This window comes from Ohtaekwangia kribbensis (genome assembly GCF_042676245.1).
Lineage (GTDB): Bacteria > Bacteroidota > Bacteroidia > Cytophagales > Cyclobacteriaceae > Ohtaekwangia > Ohtaekwangia kribbensis.
Map to the genome: position 1 here is coordinate 1 of NZ_JBHTKA010000003.1, position 14430 is coordinate 14430.

Below are 14430 nucleotides of genomic sequence, written 5' to 3' on the forward strand. Positions count from 1 at the left end.
TCTAACATCGAATGCTTTTTCTCAAAAGAAACACCAACAGGTTGATCTGGATTGGAAAATAGGGAAGCAAGAAAAGCTTTCTTACTTAACGATGATGACCAACATTGACACTTCGTCTATTGATTTAAATTTCGGCTCACTTAACGAATCTTTTTCAGACAGCACTAAAACCGGTATAGATGAAGTCAAATCTATATTTAAAAAAATAAATGAGTCTCTTAAAAGCGTTGACTTGGTAACTACATTGTCAAATAAAGGTTCTGGAATTATCGATATCGCAGTAGTAGCGAACCTAAACAAAAACACACAACTCTCTCTGGATACCGTTGATGATGTAAAGAAAGAGATTATAGCGAGGCTGCAAACAATGAACCAAGGTGTTGTTCTACGTGGCTCTGTATATCAATCAGGAGGCATCCACAGCTTTTGGGTAAAGAGTAACCAGAAAAATTTGATTTCCATATTCTTTGAGCTGCCTACTAAACCAGTAAAAATAGGCGACACTTGGAAACTGGATGTTAATCTTATTTCTAACGATCAGAATTTCGACTGCGACAGCTCATATAAATTTAACGAAGTGAAGTTAATTGATATCAAGAAGGTAAATAATGAAAATATAGCCGTTGTTAAATATAACATTGTAGAATATGTGAAGGGGGTATTTTACACTCCGTCACGGTCAAACAACCAAGGAGAAAAAACAGAAACAACTATGAAGTTTACACATCAGGCAATTGCAGAATTCTCTATTGAAAAAGGACGGTGGATCTCTTACGATGGGTTAATGACGCTTGTATCTTCTGGCATACTGACAGCAAATCAAAAAACAAAGCTGACTTTATTGAAAGTGTAGTATATAAGCGCCATAGTATAGTCATGCTTTAAAGTCCCGGAAGAGTCTCTCGCCTCGAGGACTCTCGCGGAAGCACAAACTTAGCACCAGGCAGCATCCCGAAACGGAGACTATGCTTCGGCTTTATAGCTATACTTCGACTTGCTCCAATATATTTTAATCAAAAAAAACAGAGCCTAATATATCCATATATAAACACATTTAAACAATGATATTCCTATATTAGAACGTTGTACAACATAATTTTCGGGGAAGATTTATCCAACTAAAACGATGAGGGAACTAGCTATTTGTATTGTGTTATTGACTCTGTTCGCATCCTGTGGACAACAACCTAAGATCGACTATGAGGAAAAAATTGACACGACTTCCGTTGTTGACGACAGAGTAAAAGACACGACAAAGATTTTGGTTTCGGAATTACCTATAAAATTTGATAGCACTGACATTTTAATTTTTGCCATTGGACTTGTCGATTTACAGGAAAGAGGCGGATACAGTAAAATTGGATCTGGTTCTTACGGAAGTTCTGACATCGCTTCAAGCTATTTTAACCAAGATTATTTGATTGGAAACTTTATAAACTTGGTCTTTCAAGACAAAGGAAGAAACGAAAGAAAACTAACAGACAAAAAAATATTAATTAGGAATGTGAATTTCCTTCGGGAGATATTTAGCAAAACTAAGGCGGGATACCTTTTATACTCAATCTCGGATAGAGACTCAAACGGGGACAAAGAATTAAGCCACTCAGATTTAGAAGCGCTATACATTAGTAAAATTGATGGAACTGACTTTAAGAAAATTACTAAAGAATTGCATGAGTTCTATGACTACAAATTAATTAAAGGCGAGAGCAAGGTTTACTTCCGGACATTGGAGGATAAAAACAAAGACGGAGAATTAAACAACCAGGACAAATTTCATTACTACTACATTGACTTCACCGCTGAAAATTACGTGGTGACTGAATACAATCCAGTAAAAATATTCGAGTAAAAATTACGCTGCACAACAATAGCTATAACATATGCTATATCGCAGGTTCTTGCCTCCCGAAGTCTCCGAAGAGTTTCCCGCCTCGGGGACTCTGGCGGAAGCACTCACTTAGCAACAGGCAGCTTTTTCAAAAACACATAGTCCCGAAACGGAGACTATGCTTGACAGCAGGTGATTCTAAGGAAATCTTCTCTAGTCGTTTTTCTATCAGAAAAAAATCCATTCTATTTTACCCATAGGTTAACCATTAACGAGGTATTAATATTTACATGTTGATAGTATAAGAGTAATTACCGGTAGAATAATTTGAGCAAAACCAGATTTTTTCGGTATAGTATATTATACATAAATGCGTGTTATTGTGCCCAACAAACTAAAATTCGTACTTCTTCATGGTAAAAAAACTACGCTAGCAACACTTTGTCTACTGTTAACATTTGCATTTAGTTGTAACGACCAAAGTGTGATTGAACAACATGATACTGTTGTTCCCTTCGCCCCAATACAACTACGACTCTACCACGTGATACTGGTACACCTGCCTATACATTTAAGTTGACAAGCCAGGCAAGTATATATGCAAATGTAAAAAGTACTTTTTCCAACATAAAAGTTGACTCAGATTTGATTTCAGTTAACAACGAAGGTATAAAGATAGCGGACTTTTCGCGTCTGGATAATATACCCGCTAATCTGGCATTTCTAAAAAATGTAAAAGTTTTTGATGACGAAGCAGGCACAATGCAGGCAATGACAAACGAGGAGTTCAGACAATCAATGATTAATCAGCTTAACGCTTGCGAATTTTCCGCTGCGTTCAAGCAAATATTTATAGACTTCTACGATTACATCAAAAACACGATGCCTACTAAATCTTATGAATCTTTTAACATAAAATGCAATAGTTTTATGGAAAGGGTAGCTATAGGCGCTTCCGCATCAAAATATACGGAACTGGAAAAATTTGCAGTTGTTCAAGTCTTTGCTCAGTTAAGACAACTGGTAAAGTATACCTACGAAAATCCAAGCTCAACATGGAATAACACAGCAAATGGACGTAGCAGCTCTGGTGGTTGTTTGCCTAAGACAAAAGATGAGTGGAAGGCCATTGCTGAGGCTGCATTTACAGGTGGAGTGATGGCAGGTGTTAGCTTAGGAATCAAAGGCATCGAAGCCGGTGCTATAGCAACCACTGCTGCCGGTAATCCTGTTGCCGGGGGCGTTGTAGGTGGGATAATTGGCTTTACAATTGGCTTTACCAGTGGTGCAATTGGCAGTGGCAGTGTAAAACTAATGTTTGATTGCTTATGGAAAAAAGCCTCCAGCTTAAATGTGCCATTAACAACTTTTGTTTGTAGCGGAAAGGTATATCAAGCTTACACCAATTCAATTCCAACTGGATGTGAAGCTGGAGGAAATAGCCTTATCACACAACAACCTTATCAAGATCATGTTAAACGAATGTTAAAAGGAATTTTTGAGTTAGGTGTTGTACCGAACGCAGGCAAACAAAAGATTAATGTTAATGTGGAGAATGACATTAAATTTGTAGTATCAAACTTATGAAACGTGTAATTAGCTTTTTAGGATACTTCGTTTTCTTTTTGGTATCCTTGTACGCATTAAGTCATGTTAGATTTTTTTCTACAACTGCAATGGACATGTCAGAGACAAAAAATATAGCGTGGCTTATAACCACCTCATTTGTATTGAGCTTGGGTTATACATTGACTAGCGAGAAGATAAAAAGATTCATTGGCAATACAACAAAAAAAATAATAGACAAAAAGAAGCGCCGCACAAACTAAGCATCGCACTTGTACTGCATCAGAGTCACCGGCCTCTACCGCGACCTGGACTCTGATACTTAGTAGCAGAATTATTCAAGTAACTATATAGTACGCCTGCCTTAGTCTCCGAAGAGTCTTCCACCCCGGGGACTCTGACGGAAGCACTCACTTAGCAACAGGCAGCTTTTCAAAAACGCATAGTCCCGAAACGGAGACTATGCTTGGACTGTCTCTCCATTTCGATAAGTTGATATATCACCTTAAATTGTAACTTTGATACCCTGTCAGTGTTACCTCCCTTCGCAACTCTGATGCCCAGCAGAAATCTTTGTCTCAAGAAAGATATAGTTTAGCAGTAATTTTTGCTAATTCACGTATGCTTAGAATACTTGGCCAATCAACCTCCTGCGCGTGCGCGAAGTATCCCCCTTTAGAATTATCACGTGATCAAATAGACAAACGGATCAAAGCAACTAAGAATATCTTACGACACCTTGATCTTCGAGGTGAGTCGCCTAAAGGGCACTCCTTATTTCAATGTAAATCTTGCAAACAGTTTTGGCAGCTCAGCAATGCATGGAATTGGGGAGGTAAGAATTATCTATTCAAGGTTCCTGATATTGAGACAAGTGATTGGATAGACAATCCCTATATATCACCCGCTGATATGACAATCTATTCAGCCTCAATGGAAGAATATTTCAGAAAAAATAAGTTTAAAGAATCAGATAACGCATGCAAAATTGAAAACTGTAATAAAAAATCTCTTTCGAATAATGTATTATGTAAAGAACACTTTATTGAAAGTTTACAAAAGATAGGTCTATTACCTCAGCGTCCTCAGGGAAGGATGTTTGCACCCTATATTTAACGAATTCAAATACTTTGAATCCCGAATAAAAAAATGACGACTAAAGACTTCAAAGGTATATTTCACAGATTTCTACGATCAAAAGGTTTTGCTAAGAAGTCCACAGCATACCATCTATTGTATCCTGAAGTAGACATCATACTCGGACTACAGAAATCAAGCTACAGTGATGCCTATTACATTAATGTAGGGTATATTTTCACCACACTCAGTTCTAACACAGATAAATGCAAATATTGGGATGGGCATATTAGAACTCGTTTTTATTTTACTCAAAACGAGAGAGAAACAGATTTATTCACCCCTGATCTTCTCGAAGAAAACTTTTTGGTAGAAACCTTAGAAAGCAATTTTACTGCCTATATCGAATCTGTCAAGTCAGTTGAGGCATCAAAAATACTTTTAAAGAAGTATCCTGATATGCTACTTCAAACTACGATTGTTGCTAAAAATTTCTTAGGGTTCAAGTAAAGAAAACATCAGAATCACAATCAAACATATAAATCATATACGACAAGTTATATAACCTATGAAACAGCTTCAAGACTTCTTTACAATCTATAAGCAATCGGCATGGAATAAAGACACCGAAAGTATGATTGCATTGTATCATGACAATGTTGTGATTTTTGATATGTGGAATCAAGGATATCAAACAGGTCTGACAGACTGGTCTAATGCTATAAAAGGTTGGTTAGGTTCCTTAGGAGACGAAAAGGTAAATGTGATCTTTGAAATGACAGAGATTCACGAAGGTAAAGATGTTGGGTTTGGAAGTGCTTTGATTACCTATCAAGCCATTTCCATCAGCAATACTATTGTAAGAAGCATGAAAAATAGAGTTACCCTCGGGTTTATCAAACAGAAAGATGAATGGAAAGTAATTCATCAACACACCTCCGCTCCTATCAATTCTAACCTGGAGGGTATTTTAAATTTTTAGGCAATAAAATTCTCCAACCTCAGGAGAATCTTTAGCAGCCCCATCAGAGTCACCGGCCTCCGGGACTCTTATGCTTAGTAGCAGAATCGTTATATTTAGAAAGACATATATAGTCTATAAATCTCATCTCGCACCCGGCATAGAATTTTTGACAATTGATTTAAACAAAAAGTTATGAGAAAATTAGTTGCATCAATCAATATGACACTTGATGGGTTTTGCGACCACACTTCTGCTATTGCAGATGACGAACTGCATCAACACTATACCGACCTATTACGTAGCGGAGGCGATCTTCTATACGGAAGGATAACATACCAACTCATGGAAAGCTATTGGCCAACGGTAGTTAAAAATCCCACCGGCAATAAACGCACAGACGACTTTGCTGTGATCATAGAAAACATTCCCAAAACTGTTTTCTCCCGAACGCTGAGTAATGTAAATTGGAAAAATGTAAAGCTTGCCAAGAGAAGTCTTGAAGAAGAAGTTTTAGAATTGAAGCAATCGAACGACCACGAGGGTAAAGATATTTTAGTGGGCAGTCCGAGTTTAATTGCTGCGTTAACAAAACTTAATTTGTTTGACGAATACCAACTCTGCGTTCATCCCGTTATAGCAGGGCAGGGTTTAACTCTCTTTAAAAGCATAAACGACAGCATTGTTCTTAAGCTTGCAAAAACAAAAACACTTGGCGGTGGCCAAATAGTGCTTTACTATGAGCCGTTGAAAAAATGAATTGTGTCATCGAACGATTATGAAGGTAAATTTTAGATATACGGATTTCACTACTAAACATCAGAGTCCCGGAGGCCGATGACTCTGATAGGGTGTCAAAACCATACGCTTTACCTATTAAATTTTAGATTTGTCGATCTTGTTAAAATGACAAAAACAATCAACCTAATTCTATTTGCATTTATCGCTATATTAATGACTAGTTGCTCGTGGGCAGTGAATCTTGTTATTGCAAACAACTCCAACGAAATTATTTTTGTCAGGTATATAATTCCTCCGGGTAGTGATGAAAATCAATTCTTTGAAAACCCGAAGACCTACAACTATGACAACAAACTTCTCAAACTGTATAAACTCGATAAAAATAAAAGACCTAAAGACATTCCGACCGATAGCAGGATAATCCCGGAAATGAAAGAGTTGGAAGTTAGAATTGCTCCTGGACAAGCTGTTCATGTTGGTGTCTATTATTCCTTCCAACCGAGAGAAGAAATAATATCAAAATATAATTTAAAAATACTAACCGGTAAAGATTCAATACTAACACCTACAATGGTAAACAGCATGTTCGAGCATTGGGGAAATATAAAGACTGATTTATTGGAAGTCAAGCAGTGAAGCGTTCGGCAAGTTTTAGAACATAAGCAATCGAACGATGACGAAGGTAAATTTTTGATTTACCGATCCATCGGAGTCCTGGAGGCCGGTGACTCTGATGGGGAGACAACGAATATCAGTAAATAGAAATATACTCTCACTTAATGCAATTACCATGTATAAAAAAGTACCCCTCGCATTAACAACATTCCGACTTATTCTTGCACCGGTAATTCTAGTGCTAACTTATTTTCAAAGAGATGATGCAAAGTGGATCGTACTTATTTTAATGTACCTGGGCTTAATATCCGATATACTTGATGGAATTGTTGCCAGGCATTTGGATGTTTCGTCTCCAGCCCTGAGACGTTTCGATAGTCAGACAGATATGTTATTCTGGCTCTCTATAGGAGTAAGTACCTGGCTGCTACATCCTGATCTCATCGCAAATAATAATATAGCGGTAATTACAATTCTTGTCATGGAAGCGATGTGCTATGTAGTGAGTTTGCTAAAATTTAAAAGAGAAACCTGCACACACGCATTTCTCTCAAAGCTCTGGGGAATAACGCTACTAATCGCTTTTACTTCATTGATTGGATTCGGCTATGCAGGTCTTCCTTTTGCAATAGCTATCACAATTGGATTGATCGCCCACCTCGACAGAATAATGATCACACTGATTCTTCCAGCATGGACGCACGATATACCAAGCGCCTATCACGCTTATCTTATCAGGAAAGGAATTCCGTTTCGAAAGAATAAGTTATTTAATTAATATAGCGTTGATAGACAATAGAATCAGGGGCCTTGTAAAAAGTGCCTCCTGGCAGCGAAACAAAACTATATTTTCAATTTTAAAGAACTCAAGTGGACTGGATTAATTTGCTTCAAAAAATCAGCCTGACTATTCATAACAAAGTAAAAGACAACATGATCTACTACGACAAGTCCATTATAACCAGCAACTGGTTAGGGTTTGACGGAGCTGAATTAAAAGCAATAGAAGAAAAAGAAAAGTCATTAGGTATAAAGCTTCCACCTTCCTATAAGGAATTTCTTCTGGTAACAAATGGCTTCAAACAAATATCACTCTTCTCTGGCAGTCTATATCCGGTTGAAGAAATTGACTGGACAAAGAAGAAAGATCCGGACTTTTTGGAAATATTCGATAAGCATGATGACGTCTCTATATCTGAAGACGACTATTTCACGTATGGTGATGACCAAAAAAGCGAGTGCTTTAAAGTTTCGTTTCTGAATGAAACCCTTCAAATTTCCGAATGGATTGACGGCTCTGTTATACTTTTGAATCCTATGGTTAAGTTTGGAGAAGAATGGGAAGCATGGGTTTACGCTAACTGGCTTCCAGGAGCCAGACGTTACAAGTCATTCGATAAATTGATTGGAAGTGAATTTTATTCAACAGTCAAATTGATTGAAGAGAGTTCGGAAGACAAATGAGATATGCCCTAAAATGAAACGCATACTTGGCTATATATTTATCTTTTTAGCAGCAATTTTTCTGCTAACAGCAATAAAAAATATTATAACATTCCTTGCCTTAGCACACAGCTTGTTAATGTTGCAAGCCGGTACATTCAAGGGCGATGCCTATGGCTTTGGGCGTTTAATAGGAACGTTTATTTACTGGTCTTTTCACATCTTTGCCATGATCATGCTATGGCGCTATGGCCGAAAGTGGACAAGAAAGCAATCCGAAAATCCAATGCAGCGAAGAGCTCCGGAGGCAGGTGACTCTGATGGGGTATCAAGGCTTTAATGCTCAATAGCAAATCCAGAGAAAGAGATACATTAAATGACAACAATATATCTGGCAACCGAATTAAAAGCCGACATCCACAAATGTTTTGATGCCGCGCGCGATATTGATGTTCATAAACTCTCGACAAAACAGACAAATGAAAAAGCTATAGCCGGCCGCACGAGCGGACTTTGTGAATTAGGTGACACGATAACCTGGGTGGCAACACATTTCGGAATAAGACAACAATTGTCAGTTGAAATCACGAAGTTCAACCGTCCATATTTCTTTGAAGACAAAATGCTGAAGGGCGCCTTTAAGAGTATGCAACATGAGCATCACTTCCAAGAGAAAGATGGCAAGACTATAATGACTGATAAATTTCAATACGAAGTTCCGTATAGTATAGTGGGGAAATTTTTTAACTCTATAATTTTAAAGCGTTACATGATTGCGTTTCTAAGAAACAGAAACCAGTTTATCAAATCAGTTGTAGAACAGTAACAGGTAGATGCTATGGGATATCGTTTAAATGCATTTATAGGGCAAACAGAAAATATAGAAACAATAGCATCTAGCAACTCACAAAAAACTTGTCAATGGAGAGATGAAAGTGATGGATAGTACCGTTGATAAAATCGACAAAGAAAAATGACCACTCATCTTTATTGGATTAGCGGCAGCGCATAGTCTTAAAGTAGACTATACGCTCATCGTTACCCGATAACCGCCCTCGTAAGCCTTCCCCAAGCCACAAATGCGGCTATAATTATCAAAACTATATTTATACCTATCTGCGAAGCTTCTCCTCTGGCAATGTGAAAAATGATTGCACAGATCATTAGCACACAAAACGCTATAGCTGCCACGGGCGTAAGCTTTGGTTTGATGCGTAATAGAGAGGGTAATGTTAATCCCATCGCACCCACCACATCTACTATACCGGTGAACTTTACAAACGCTATCGGCACCTGCCCTGTCCAAGGCCACATGGCAGAGAGCTTTTCAATCGGTTCAAACAATTTTGTAAAACCTGCCCAGAGCAACATGGCGGTTAGCAGAATTTGCAGTATCCAAAGCACAACATGGAGGGCTTTTGATTTTTTCGGTTCACTTGTCATCTTGCTATATATTTTTCTTCGTTGATGTTGCAAACCTATCTATATTTACTTTTGAATGTATAGTACTATCCCAAAGGATAGCACTATCCTGCGGGATAGTAAAGGCAAAATAAAACAGTAATATAAAATGTTGACGAGAGGTGGATGTCCGAAAAATATGCTTTCTATACGCGATGCGTTGGAAGCGCTGGAAGGAAAATGGAAACTGCTTATATTATTTTCGTTGTCATCAGGACCGAAGCGATTCAAAGAATTGTCGAAAGAGGTGAATGGTATTACTGATAAAATTCTATCGAAAGAACTGAAAAATCTGGAGATCAATAAACTGATAAAACGTGAGGTCTATGATACATTTCCCCCTGCAGTAATATACTCTATTACACCCCATGGTATGTCGCTAGAAAAGGTTATGGACGAGTTACATCTGTGGGGCCTTTCACATCGGAAGAAGATTATGGGGAAGTAACTATATACTTAGCCATTTAAAGAAAAATAGGACAGCCGGAAGACTGTCCTCATGTGTGGCACAAGTCGTTAGACTTTCGCCAGTTAAACGTGTTTTATCCACACCATGGCATCTTCCATAGCATCAAAGTAACGGATGGTTGTTACGTTTTCTTCTATAGAATCCAGCGTGGCATACACTGACATCTCAGTGAAAAGATTAGCTGGTATTATAATAGCATTGTGCGAAAAGCCAGCCTCAACTGCCCGTCTATACCAGTGTGAAGCAGCCCATTCCTGATCCTCCTGCAAAAGCGTACCCAGATAGGTAGTGTCTGAAACAATTTTACCGGCTTTATAGTATATCATTGCCTGCAATAAAGTTTCCATGCCTTCCCTGAATTCAACAGATGTAGGAGCTGTTATCCACTTATTTACCACAGCATGTATGGCAGTACTATACTTTACAACGAAATAATCACTTTCGAAATATACTTTCATTCGCTATTGATGTCTATCTGGTACTTTCTATTTTAGTGACTTACGAAATGATGAATGCTGTATAATAGTCCATTAAAAATATCAGCAATTTCAGATGGACTTCATCCAATTCAAAGCACCTTCTATATTATCGAAATACGAGAAGGTTACGGTGCCCATTACAGCATTCATAGTGTCTTCAACGGCCATCTGAGAATATACATCTTGAGGCAACAGGATTGCAGCATGTGAATACCCGTTCTTAATAGCGATTGTATTCCATTCTGTAGATGCCCACTCCTGATCTTCAGGATGCAGTGTACCCATCTTTGTCGTATCCGCTACCACTTTGCCAGTTTTAAAATGTTCCATAGCATGAAGTAAAGTATCCATGTACGTTCTGAACTCATTGGGTAATGCCGGCATTTTCCAGGTACCTATAAGTGAATGGCTATTCGTATCGTACGTTATAGTTGCATAATCTGTGTCGAAGTATGGTTGCATATTATTTGGTTTTTATACCGGCCGCAAAAATCCAAAGTCAACCTCAACCGGCATCGATACTAATATCATGAACAACATGATTGTAAGATTTACTTTATCTTTCAAAAAAAGATATAGTCGTGTATGTCTTGTCCCAAATAAGCACCTCGGTGGTTTTACGGAGTTGCTGATCGGTAAACAGATGTTACAAAGAACAGAAACATTCAAAAAATACTTTTTCGAAGTACATCTTGTCACTCCCCCATTCGTGCGAGTCGCTGCTTAACAGAGTGATTCAAGGATAGCATTTATAACCACCGACTCTATGCGACAGCAAAATAATTGCCTTATTTACCTGTTAATACCACACCTACAAAGCATGAATTTCACAGAGCGTTATAAAAACGGAGAAACCGCAACAGTATATTCCGATATCACAAGCTTAGGTCAAGCAGCTTTCACAGAACAATACTATATGGATATAGAGGGTGTCGTAACCGAAACGATGCCCCGTACGGCTTATAATCTTGAAATAACTTATCACGAGCTTCTAAGCATGGGCTACAACTTTAACAAGGAAGCACAGTATAGCTTCGATATCCCTCTAAATAAACCGGTCGCTAATGCTCCGAAACTTATTACGCAACTGGAGAAAGCCGTTGAACCTATAGGCTTTGTACCTCTTTCGCTCCAGCTATTCTATAGAAAGGTGGGGTCATGCAATTTTGCGTGGGACTATACAACGGATGAAAATAGCTTATGGGAAGGCTCAGATCCAGTTCAAATTGCACCTCTGGATGATGTGATAGAACAGGTGACCGATGAGTACTGGCTTGAAGATTTGAACGACAGCGATGATAAGCCTTACCTTAAGCTTAGCGCAGACTATCTGCACAAAGACAACATCAGTGGCGGGCCTGCTTATGGGATCAAAATAACACCTTATCGCAGCATTGATAGCTATCTCCTGAATGAAGTACATCAGACCTCCTTTATAGATTATCTGAGAACTATATTTGAAAATTGTGGCTTTGGCAGAACCCAACATCTTGGAAACGTGGCATCCTTTAAACACTTTTGCAATAACGTAAAACCCAAACTTTTAAAGATTTAACCGTTATCAAACAACTTCAACCCTATAATATTCTTTTAGCTATTCATGAACTCAAGTCGACCACCGCTCTCACTGATCGTATTACTTTTTTTAATTCAATCGACTCAGGCACAAAACACATCCGAATGCTGCTCCTATTCATCGCTAAAAATCAGAGATGAGTATGAAACTATTTTTCCGCGCCTCGCTGTAAAGAAGAAAGGCATAACGGAAGTTACCGTATATACGAGCCTGTCGGATTCAGCACAGCAGTCAGGCACACGCCATAAAGAAATGAAATTCAGGTTCGACCAAAAAGGACAAGTGATTGCAAGAATACACTATACTCCCAACGGACAACCGCATTCGATGTATGAGTTCGAACGAAATGGTTCCGGTAAAGTATTCCGGTTGACCTTTAGCTATCTGGACAGCACAGAACAAAAATTAACAGAACCTTCATCACCGGAAATTACGGACTACTTCTATAACCTGAAGGACAAACTCATAAAAACAAAAAAACGAAACGCAAAAGGTCAGGTAATGCCCGACATCATGAGCGACTTCACAAAGTATGAATATGATAACTCAGGACGCACCACAAAAATAACATCACAGTATTACTACGGAGAGAATGGGCCCGCAACTTCATCACGGATTATTATTTATACTTATAAAGACATCGCTGGCGAATCACAAACCTTCGTTGATGGTAAACTCTTTCTTACAACCAAAACACAATATACCAAGGGCTGGAAGCCGCTAACTGAAAAAGGCTATCACGATAAAACCACCAATATATCTTTTGAAAGCAAATACGAGTACGACCAAACCGGCAAGCTGATGCGTTACGAAACACAGGCTGCAACTATAGTGAACGAATGCCCGGACAAAGGAACCTATACCGATGTATATAGCTACAATGGGGAAGGGCTTGTTTCTATCATCAGTCACAGTTATGAAGATAAAAAGTGTGAGATGGTGTTTGAGTATAAACTTCCACCGACACAGCTGTAAGTACATTTTATAACCAAGAGATCTAACATTGAAAAAGTGATATGAATTTTCAATCCACAAACTTAAATATTCATTATAAATTCGAAGCGCTCCGCAAAATTTTCATGACAGCAGGGATCAAGTATGGAATAGATTATCTTGAGTATTGAAATAACCCCCAACAGTCTGGAGACTGTTGACATTGGTGGCACAAGTCTGGAGACTTGCGCCAGTTAACGAGGTTCGATGGTGAGCATTCCGGCATCCAGATCCAGGCTATATTTCATCCGGTATTTTTCTGTAAGCAACGTGGTGCCTACTGTCTCACCGGTTGCCGTTGTGTCTTGTGTCCTTTCAAGTACGGGAACATCGCTCAGGAAGGTATGTATATTCATAAGCATGGGGCCGCGATATATCAGGCTTCCATCATTTTTCCGGGCTATCAATTCATTTTTACTTTCGTTGGCATAGTAGTAATTTCTCTTTTCGATTGTGGTGGTCCAGTATACACTAATAGTACTAAGGTAATCGCGTACACTGTCAACATGCAGCGCGAGGACTTTTTCAAGATCGGAGAATTCAATAGCACGATTGGGAACACCTCCAAACTTCTGGGCATTTTCATTACCAATAATTACTTTAAAGAGGGATGGATTGGCTGGCAGGTAGATGATGTCTACACCTTGCCCGCGCACCAGATTTTCATACACTTCGTCACTTACATCCGAGCTCGCATTAAAAAGTTTCCCATCCTTCAACCGGAATGTTATCTGAATGGCAGAAGTAGTAGAAACACCTCTGCGTGAACGTCTCGATACCTGAAAGCCATCGCGAATCATCGCAGTGGTAATTACGCCTTTCTCCTTTAACAGGTTATCAAGCCGATTGTCTGTGTTAAGGGATATGGCAAATCCTAAAACAACAAATGCAACTATAGGTATAGCCATGGTAGCTGTATCGTTGAGCTTCGGGTATTCGGCCTCTGTAACGAAAGGTATATCACTGAGTGAATCGATACCCAGAAGTCCGATATACAGAAAAGCAGCACAAAAGAATGATTCGATAAGACACAGGTATATTCCTAGTGTATGATAGAGCGAGATCGATGTAAAGAAGATGCTGCACAGGGCAATCAGGCCCGCTACGATAATCCATTTGCCAGATCCTCGGATATCCATAAAAAGTATAGGTTTAGTAAGACTAATATATCTGAATTGACGTTGACAAAAATTGGAATTACAACTGGAATACTACATC

The 14430-nt window shown here is 38.7% G+C and carries 19 protein-coding genes; 15 read left to right on the forward strand and 4 right to left on the reverse strand.

What is annotated here, in order from left to right; genetic code table 11:
* The 12 genes from ACFQ21_RS10430 to ACFQ21_RS10485 form a co-directional block, all read left to right on the forward strand.
* Nucleotides 1–853, forward strand: an 853-nt coding sequence (locus ACFQ21_RS10430; RefSeq protein WP_377578676.1) for a hypothetical protein, incomplete at its 5' end; no start/stop codon positions are given.
* A 273-nt stretch (nucleotides 854–1126) separates the two neighbouring features.
* Nucleotides 1127–1852, forward strand: coding sequence for a hypothetical protein (locus ACFQ21_RS10435; RefSeq protein ID WP_377578678.1), 726 nt, complete (start codon nucleotides 1127–1129; stop codon nucleotides 1850–1852).
* Nucleotides 1853–2407: 555 nt separating this feature from the next.
* Nucleotides 2408–3418 carry a hypothetical protein gene (locus ACFQ21_RS10440; protein ID WP_377578680.1) on the forward strand — a complete coding sequence of 337 codons (1011 nt, stop codon included), beginning with the start codon at nucleotides 2408–2410 and terminating at the stop codon, nucleotides 3416–3418.
* Between the two features lie 552 nt (nucleotides 3419–3970).
* Nucleotides 3971–4513, forward strand: a complete 543-nt coding sequence (locus ACFQ21_RS10445) for a hypothetical protein (protein WP_377578682.1) — start codon at nucleotides 3971–3973, stop codon at nucleotides 4511–4513.
* A gap of 33 nt (nucleotides 4514–4546) precedes the next feature.
* Complete coding sequence (locus ACFQ21_RS10450; protein WP_377578684.1) at nucleotides 4547–4984, forward strand: DUF4304 domain-containing protein; 438 nt, start codon at nucleotides 4547–4549, stop codon at nucleotides 4982–4984.
* 58 nt (nucleotides 4985–5042) lie between these two features.
* On the forward strand, nucleotides 5043–5456 hold the full coding sequence (locus ACFQ21_RS10455) for a YybH family protein (RefSeq protein ID WP_377578686.1): 414 nt from the start codon (nucleotides 5043–5045) through the stop codon (nucleotides 5454–5456).
* A gap of 174 nt (nucleotides 5457–5630) precedes the next feature.
* Nucleotides 5631–6194, forward strand: a complete 564-nt coding sequence (locus ACFQ21_RS10460; RefSeq protein ID WP_377578688.1) for a dihydrofolate reductase family protein — start codon at nucleotides 5631–5633, stop codon at nucleotides 6192–6194.
* Between the two features lie 147 nt (nucleotides 6195–6341).
* The gene (locus ACFQ21_RS10465) at nucleotides 6342–6812 is read left to right on the forward strand and encodes a hypothetical protein (RefSeq protein ID WP_377578690.1); all 471 of its coding nucleotides are present in this window, start codon (nucleotides 6342–6344) and stop codon (nucleotides 6810–6812) included.
* Nucleotides 6813–6966: 154 nt separating this feature from the next.
* The gene (locus ACFQ21_RS10470) at nucleotides 6967–7569 is read left to right on the forward strand and encodes a CDP-alcohol phosphatidyltransferase family protein (protein WP_377578692.1); all 603 of its coding nucleotides are present in this window, start codon (nucleotides 6967–6969) and stop codon (nucleotides 7567–7569) included.
* Nucleotides 7570–7661: 92 nt separating this feature from the next.
* Nucleotides 7662–8255, forward strand: a complete 594-nt coding sequence (locus tag ACFQ21_RS10475; RefSeq protein WP_377578694.1) for an SMI1/KNR4 family protein — start codon at nucleotides 7662–7664, stop codon at nucleotides 8253–8255.
* Between the two features lie 13 nt (nucleotides 8256–8268).
* Nucleotides 8269–8574: a hypothetical protein gene (locus tag ACFQ21_RS10480; RefSeq protein WP_377578696.1), complete on the forward strand. Its 306-nt coding sequence runs from the start codon at nucleotides 8269–8271 to the stop codon at nucleotides 8572–8574.
* Nucleotides 8575–8610: 36 nt separating this feature from the next.
* On the forward strand, nucleotides 8611–9060 hold the full coding sequence (locus ACFQ21_RS10485) for an SRPBCC family protein (RefSeq protein ID WP_377578698.1): 450 nt from the start codon (nucleotides 8611–8613) through the stop codon (nucleotides 9058–9060).
* Between the two features lie 212 nt (nucleotides 9061–9272).
* Here the strand turns inward: ACFQ21_RS10485 and ACFQ21_RS10490 are convergent, their stop codons facing one another.
* Nucleotides 9273–9677 carry a DoxX family protein gene (locus tag ACFQ21_RS10490; protein ID WP_377578700.1) on the reverse strand — a complete coding sequence of 135 codons (405 nt, stop codon included), beginning with the start codon at nucleotides 9675–9677 and terminating at the stop codon, nucleotides 9273–9275.
* Nucleotides 9678–9804: 127 nt separating this feature from the next.
* Between ACFQ21_RS10490 and ACFQ21_RS10495 the strand changes: the two genes are divergently transcribed.
* Nucleotides 9805–10143 (forward strand): winged helix-turn-helix transcriptional regulator, encoded by a 339-nt coding sequence (locus ACFQ21_RS10495; protein WP_377578702.1) that lies wholly within the window; start codon nucleotides 9805–9807, stop codon nucleotides 10141–10143.
* Nucleotides 10144–10226: 83 nt separating this feature from the next.
* Here ACFQ21_RS10495 and ACFQ21_RS10500 read toward each other — a convergent pair whose 3' ends face one another.
* Complete coding sequence (locus ACFQ21_RS10500; protein WP_377578704.1) at nucleotides 10227–10622, reverse strand: hypothetical protein; 396 nt, start codon at nucleotides 10620–10622, stop codon at nucleotides 10227–10229.
* A 90-nt stretch (nucleotides 10623–10712) separates the two neighbouring features.
* Nucleotides 10713–11105, reverse strand: a complete 393-nt coding sequence (locus tag ACFQ21_RS10505; RefSeq protein ID WP_377578706.1) for a hypothetical protein — start codon at nucleotides 11103–11105, stop codon at nucleotides 10713–10715.
* Nucleotides 11106–11463: 358 nt separating this feature from the next.
* Here ACFQ21_RS10505 and ACFQ21_RS10510 point away from each other — a divergent pair, with 358 nt between their 5' ends.
* Nucleotides 11464–12198, forward strand: a complete 735-nt coding sequence (locus tag ACFQ21_RS10510; protein ID WP_377578708.1) for a hypothetical protein — start codon at nucleotides 11464–11466, stop codon at nucleotides 12196–12198.
* 45 nt (nucleotides 12199–12243) lie between these two features.
* Nucleotides 12244–13194, forward strand: a complete 951-nt coding sequence (locus ACFQ21_RS10515; RefSeq protein WP_377578710.1) for a hypothetical protein — start codon at nucleotides 12244–12246, stop codon at nucleotides 13192–13194.
* Between the two features lie 212 nt (nucleotides 13195–13406).
* Here ACFQ21_RS10515 and ACFQ21_RS10520 read toward each other — a convergent pair whose 3' ends face one another.
* On the reverse strand, nucleotides 13407–14351 hold the full coding sequence (locus ACFQ21_RS10520; RefSeq protein WP_377578712.1) for a hypothetical protein: 945 nt from the start codon (nucleotides 14349–14351) through the stop codon (nucleotides 13407–13409).
* Nucleotides 14352–14430 lie beyond the last annotated feature (79 nt).

Bases quoted from the DNA above. Each gene is read 5' to 3' on its own strand.
- ACFQ21_RS10470 (WP_377578692.1), top strand. From the start codon at position 6,967: ATGTATAAAAAAGTACCCCTCGCATTAACAACATTCCGACTTATTCTT.
- ACFQ21_RS10510 (WP_377578708.1), top strand. From the start codon at position 11,464: ATGAATTTCACAGAGCGTTATAAAAACGGAGAAACCGCAACAGTATAT.
- ACFQ21_RS10490 (WP_377578700.1), bottom strand. From the start codon at position 9,677: ATGACAAGTGAACCGAAAAAATCAAAAGCCCTCCATGTTGTGCTTTGG.
- ACFQ21_RS10460 (WP_377578688.1), top strand. From the start codon at position 5,631: ATGAGAAAATTAGTTGCATCAATCAATATGACACTTGATGGGTTTTGC.
- ACFQ21_RS10465 (WP_377578690.1), top strand. From the start codon at position 6,342: ATGACAAAAACAATCAACCTAATTCTATTTGCATTTATCGCTATATTA.
- ACFQ21_RS10435 (WP_377578678.1), top strand. From the start codon at position 1,127: ATGAGGGAACTAGCTATTTGTATTGTGTTATTGACTCTGTTCGCATCC.
- ACFQ21_RS10520 (WP_377578712.1), bottom strand. From the start codon at position 14,351: ATGGATATCCGAGGATCTGGCAAATGGATTATCGTAGCGGGCCTGATT.
- ACFQ21_RS10480 (WP_377578696.1), top strand. From the start codon at position 8,269: ATGAAACGCATACTTGGCTATATATTTATCTTTTTAGCAGCAATTTTT.
- ACFQ21_RS10505 (WP_377578706.1), bottom strand. From the start codon at position 11,105: ATGCAACCATACTTCGACACAGATTATGCAACTATAACGTACGATACG.
- ACFQ21_RS10495 (WP_377578702.1), top strand. From the start codon at position 9,805: ATGTTGACGAGAGGTGGATGTCCGAAAAATATGCTTTCTATACGCGAT.
- ACFQ21_RS10515 (WP_377578710.1), top strand. From the start codon at position 12,244: ATGAACTCAAGTCGACCACCGCTCTCACTGATCGTATTACTTTTTTTA.
- ACFQ21_RS10485 (WP_377578698.1), top strand. From the start codon at position 8,611: ATGACAACAATATATCTGGCAACCGAATTAAAAGCCGACATCCACAAA.
- ACFQ21_RS10455 (WP_377578686.1), top strand. From the start codon at position 5,043: ATGAAACAGCTTCAAGACTTCTTTACAATCTATAAGCAATCGGCATGG.
- ACFQ21_RS10500 (WP_377578704.1), bottom strand. From the start codon at position 10,622: ATGAAAGTATATTTCGAAAGTGATTATTTCGTTGTAAAGTATAGTACT.
- ACFQ21_RS10450 (WP_377578684.1), top strand. From the start codon at position 4,547: ATGACGACTAAAGACTTCAAAGGTATATTTCACAGATTTCTACGATCA.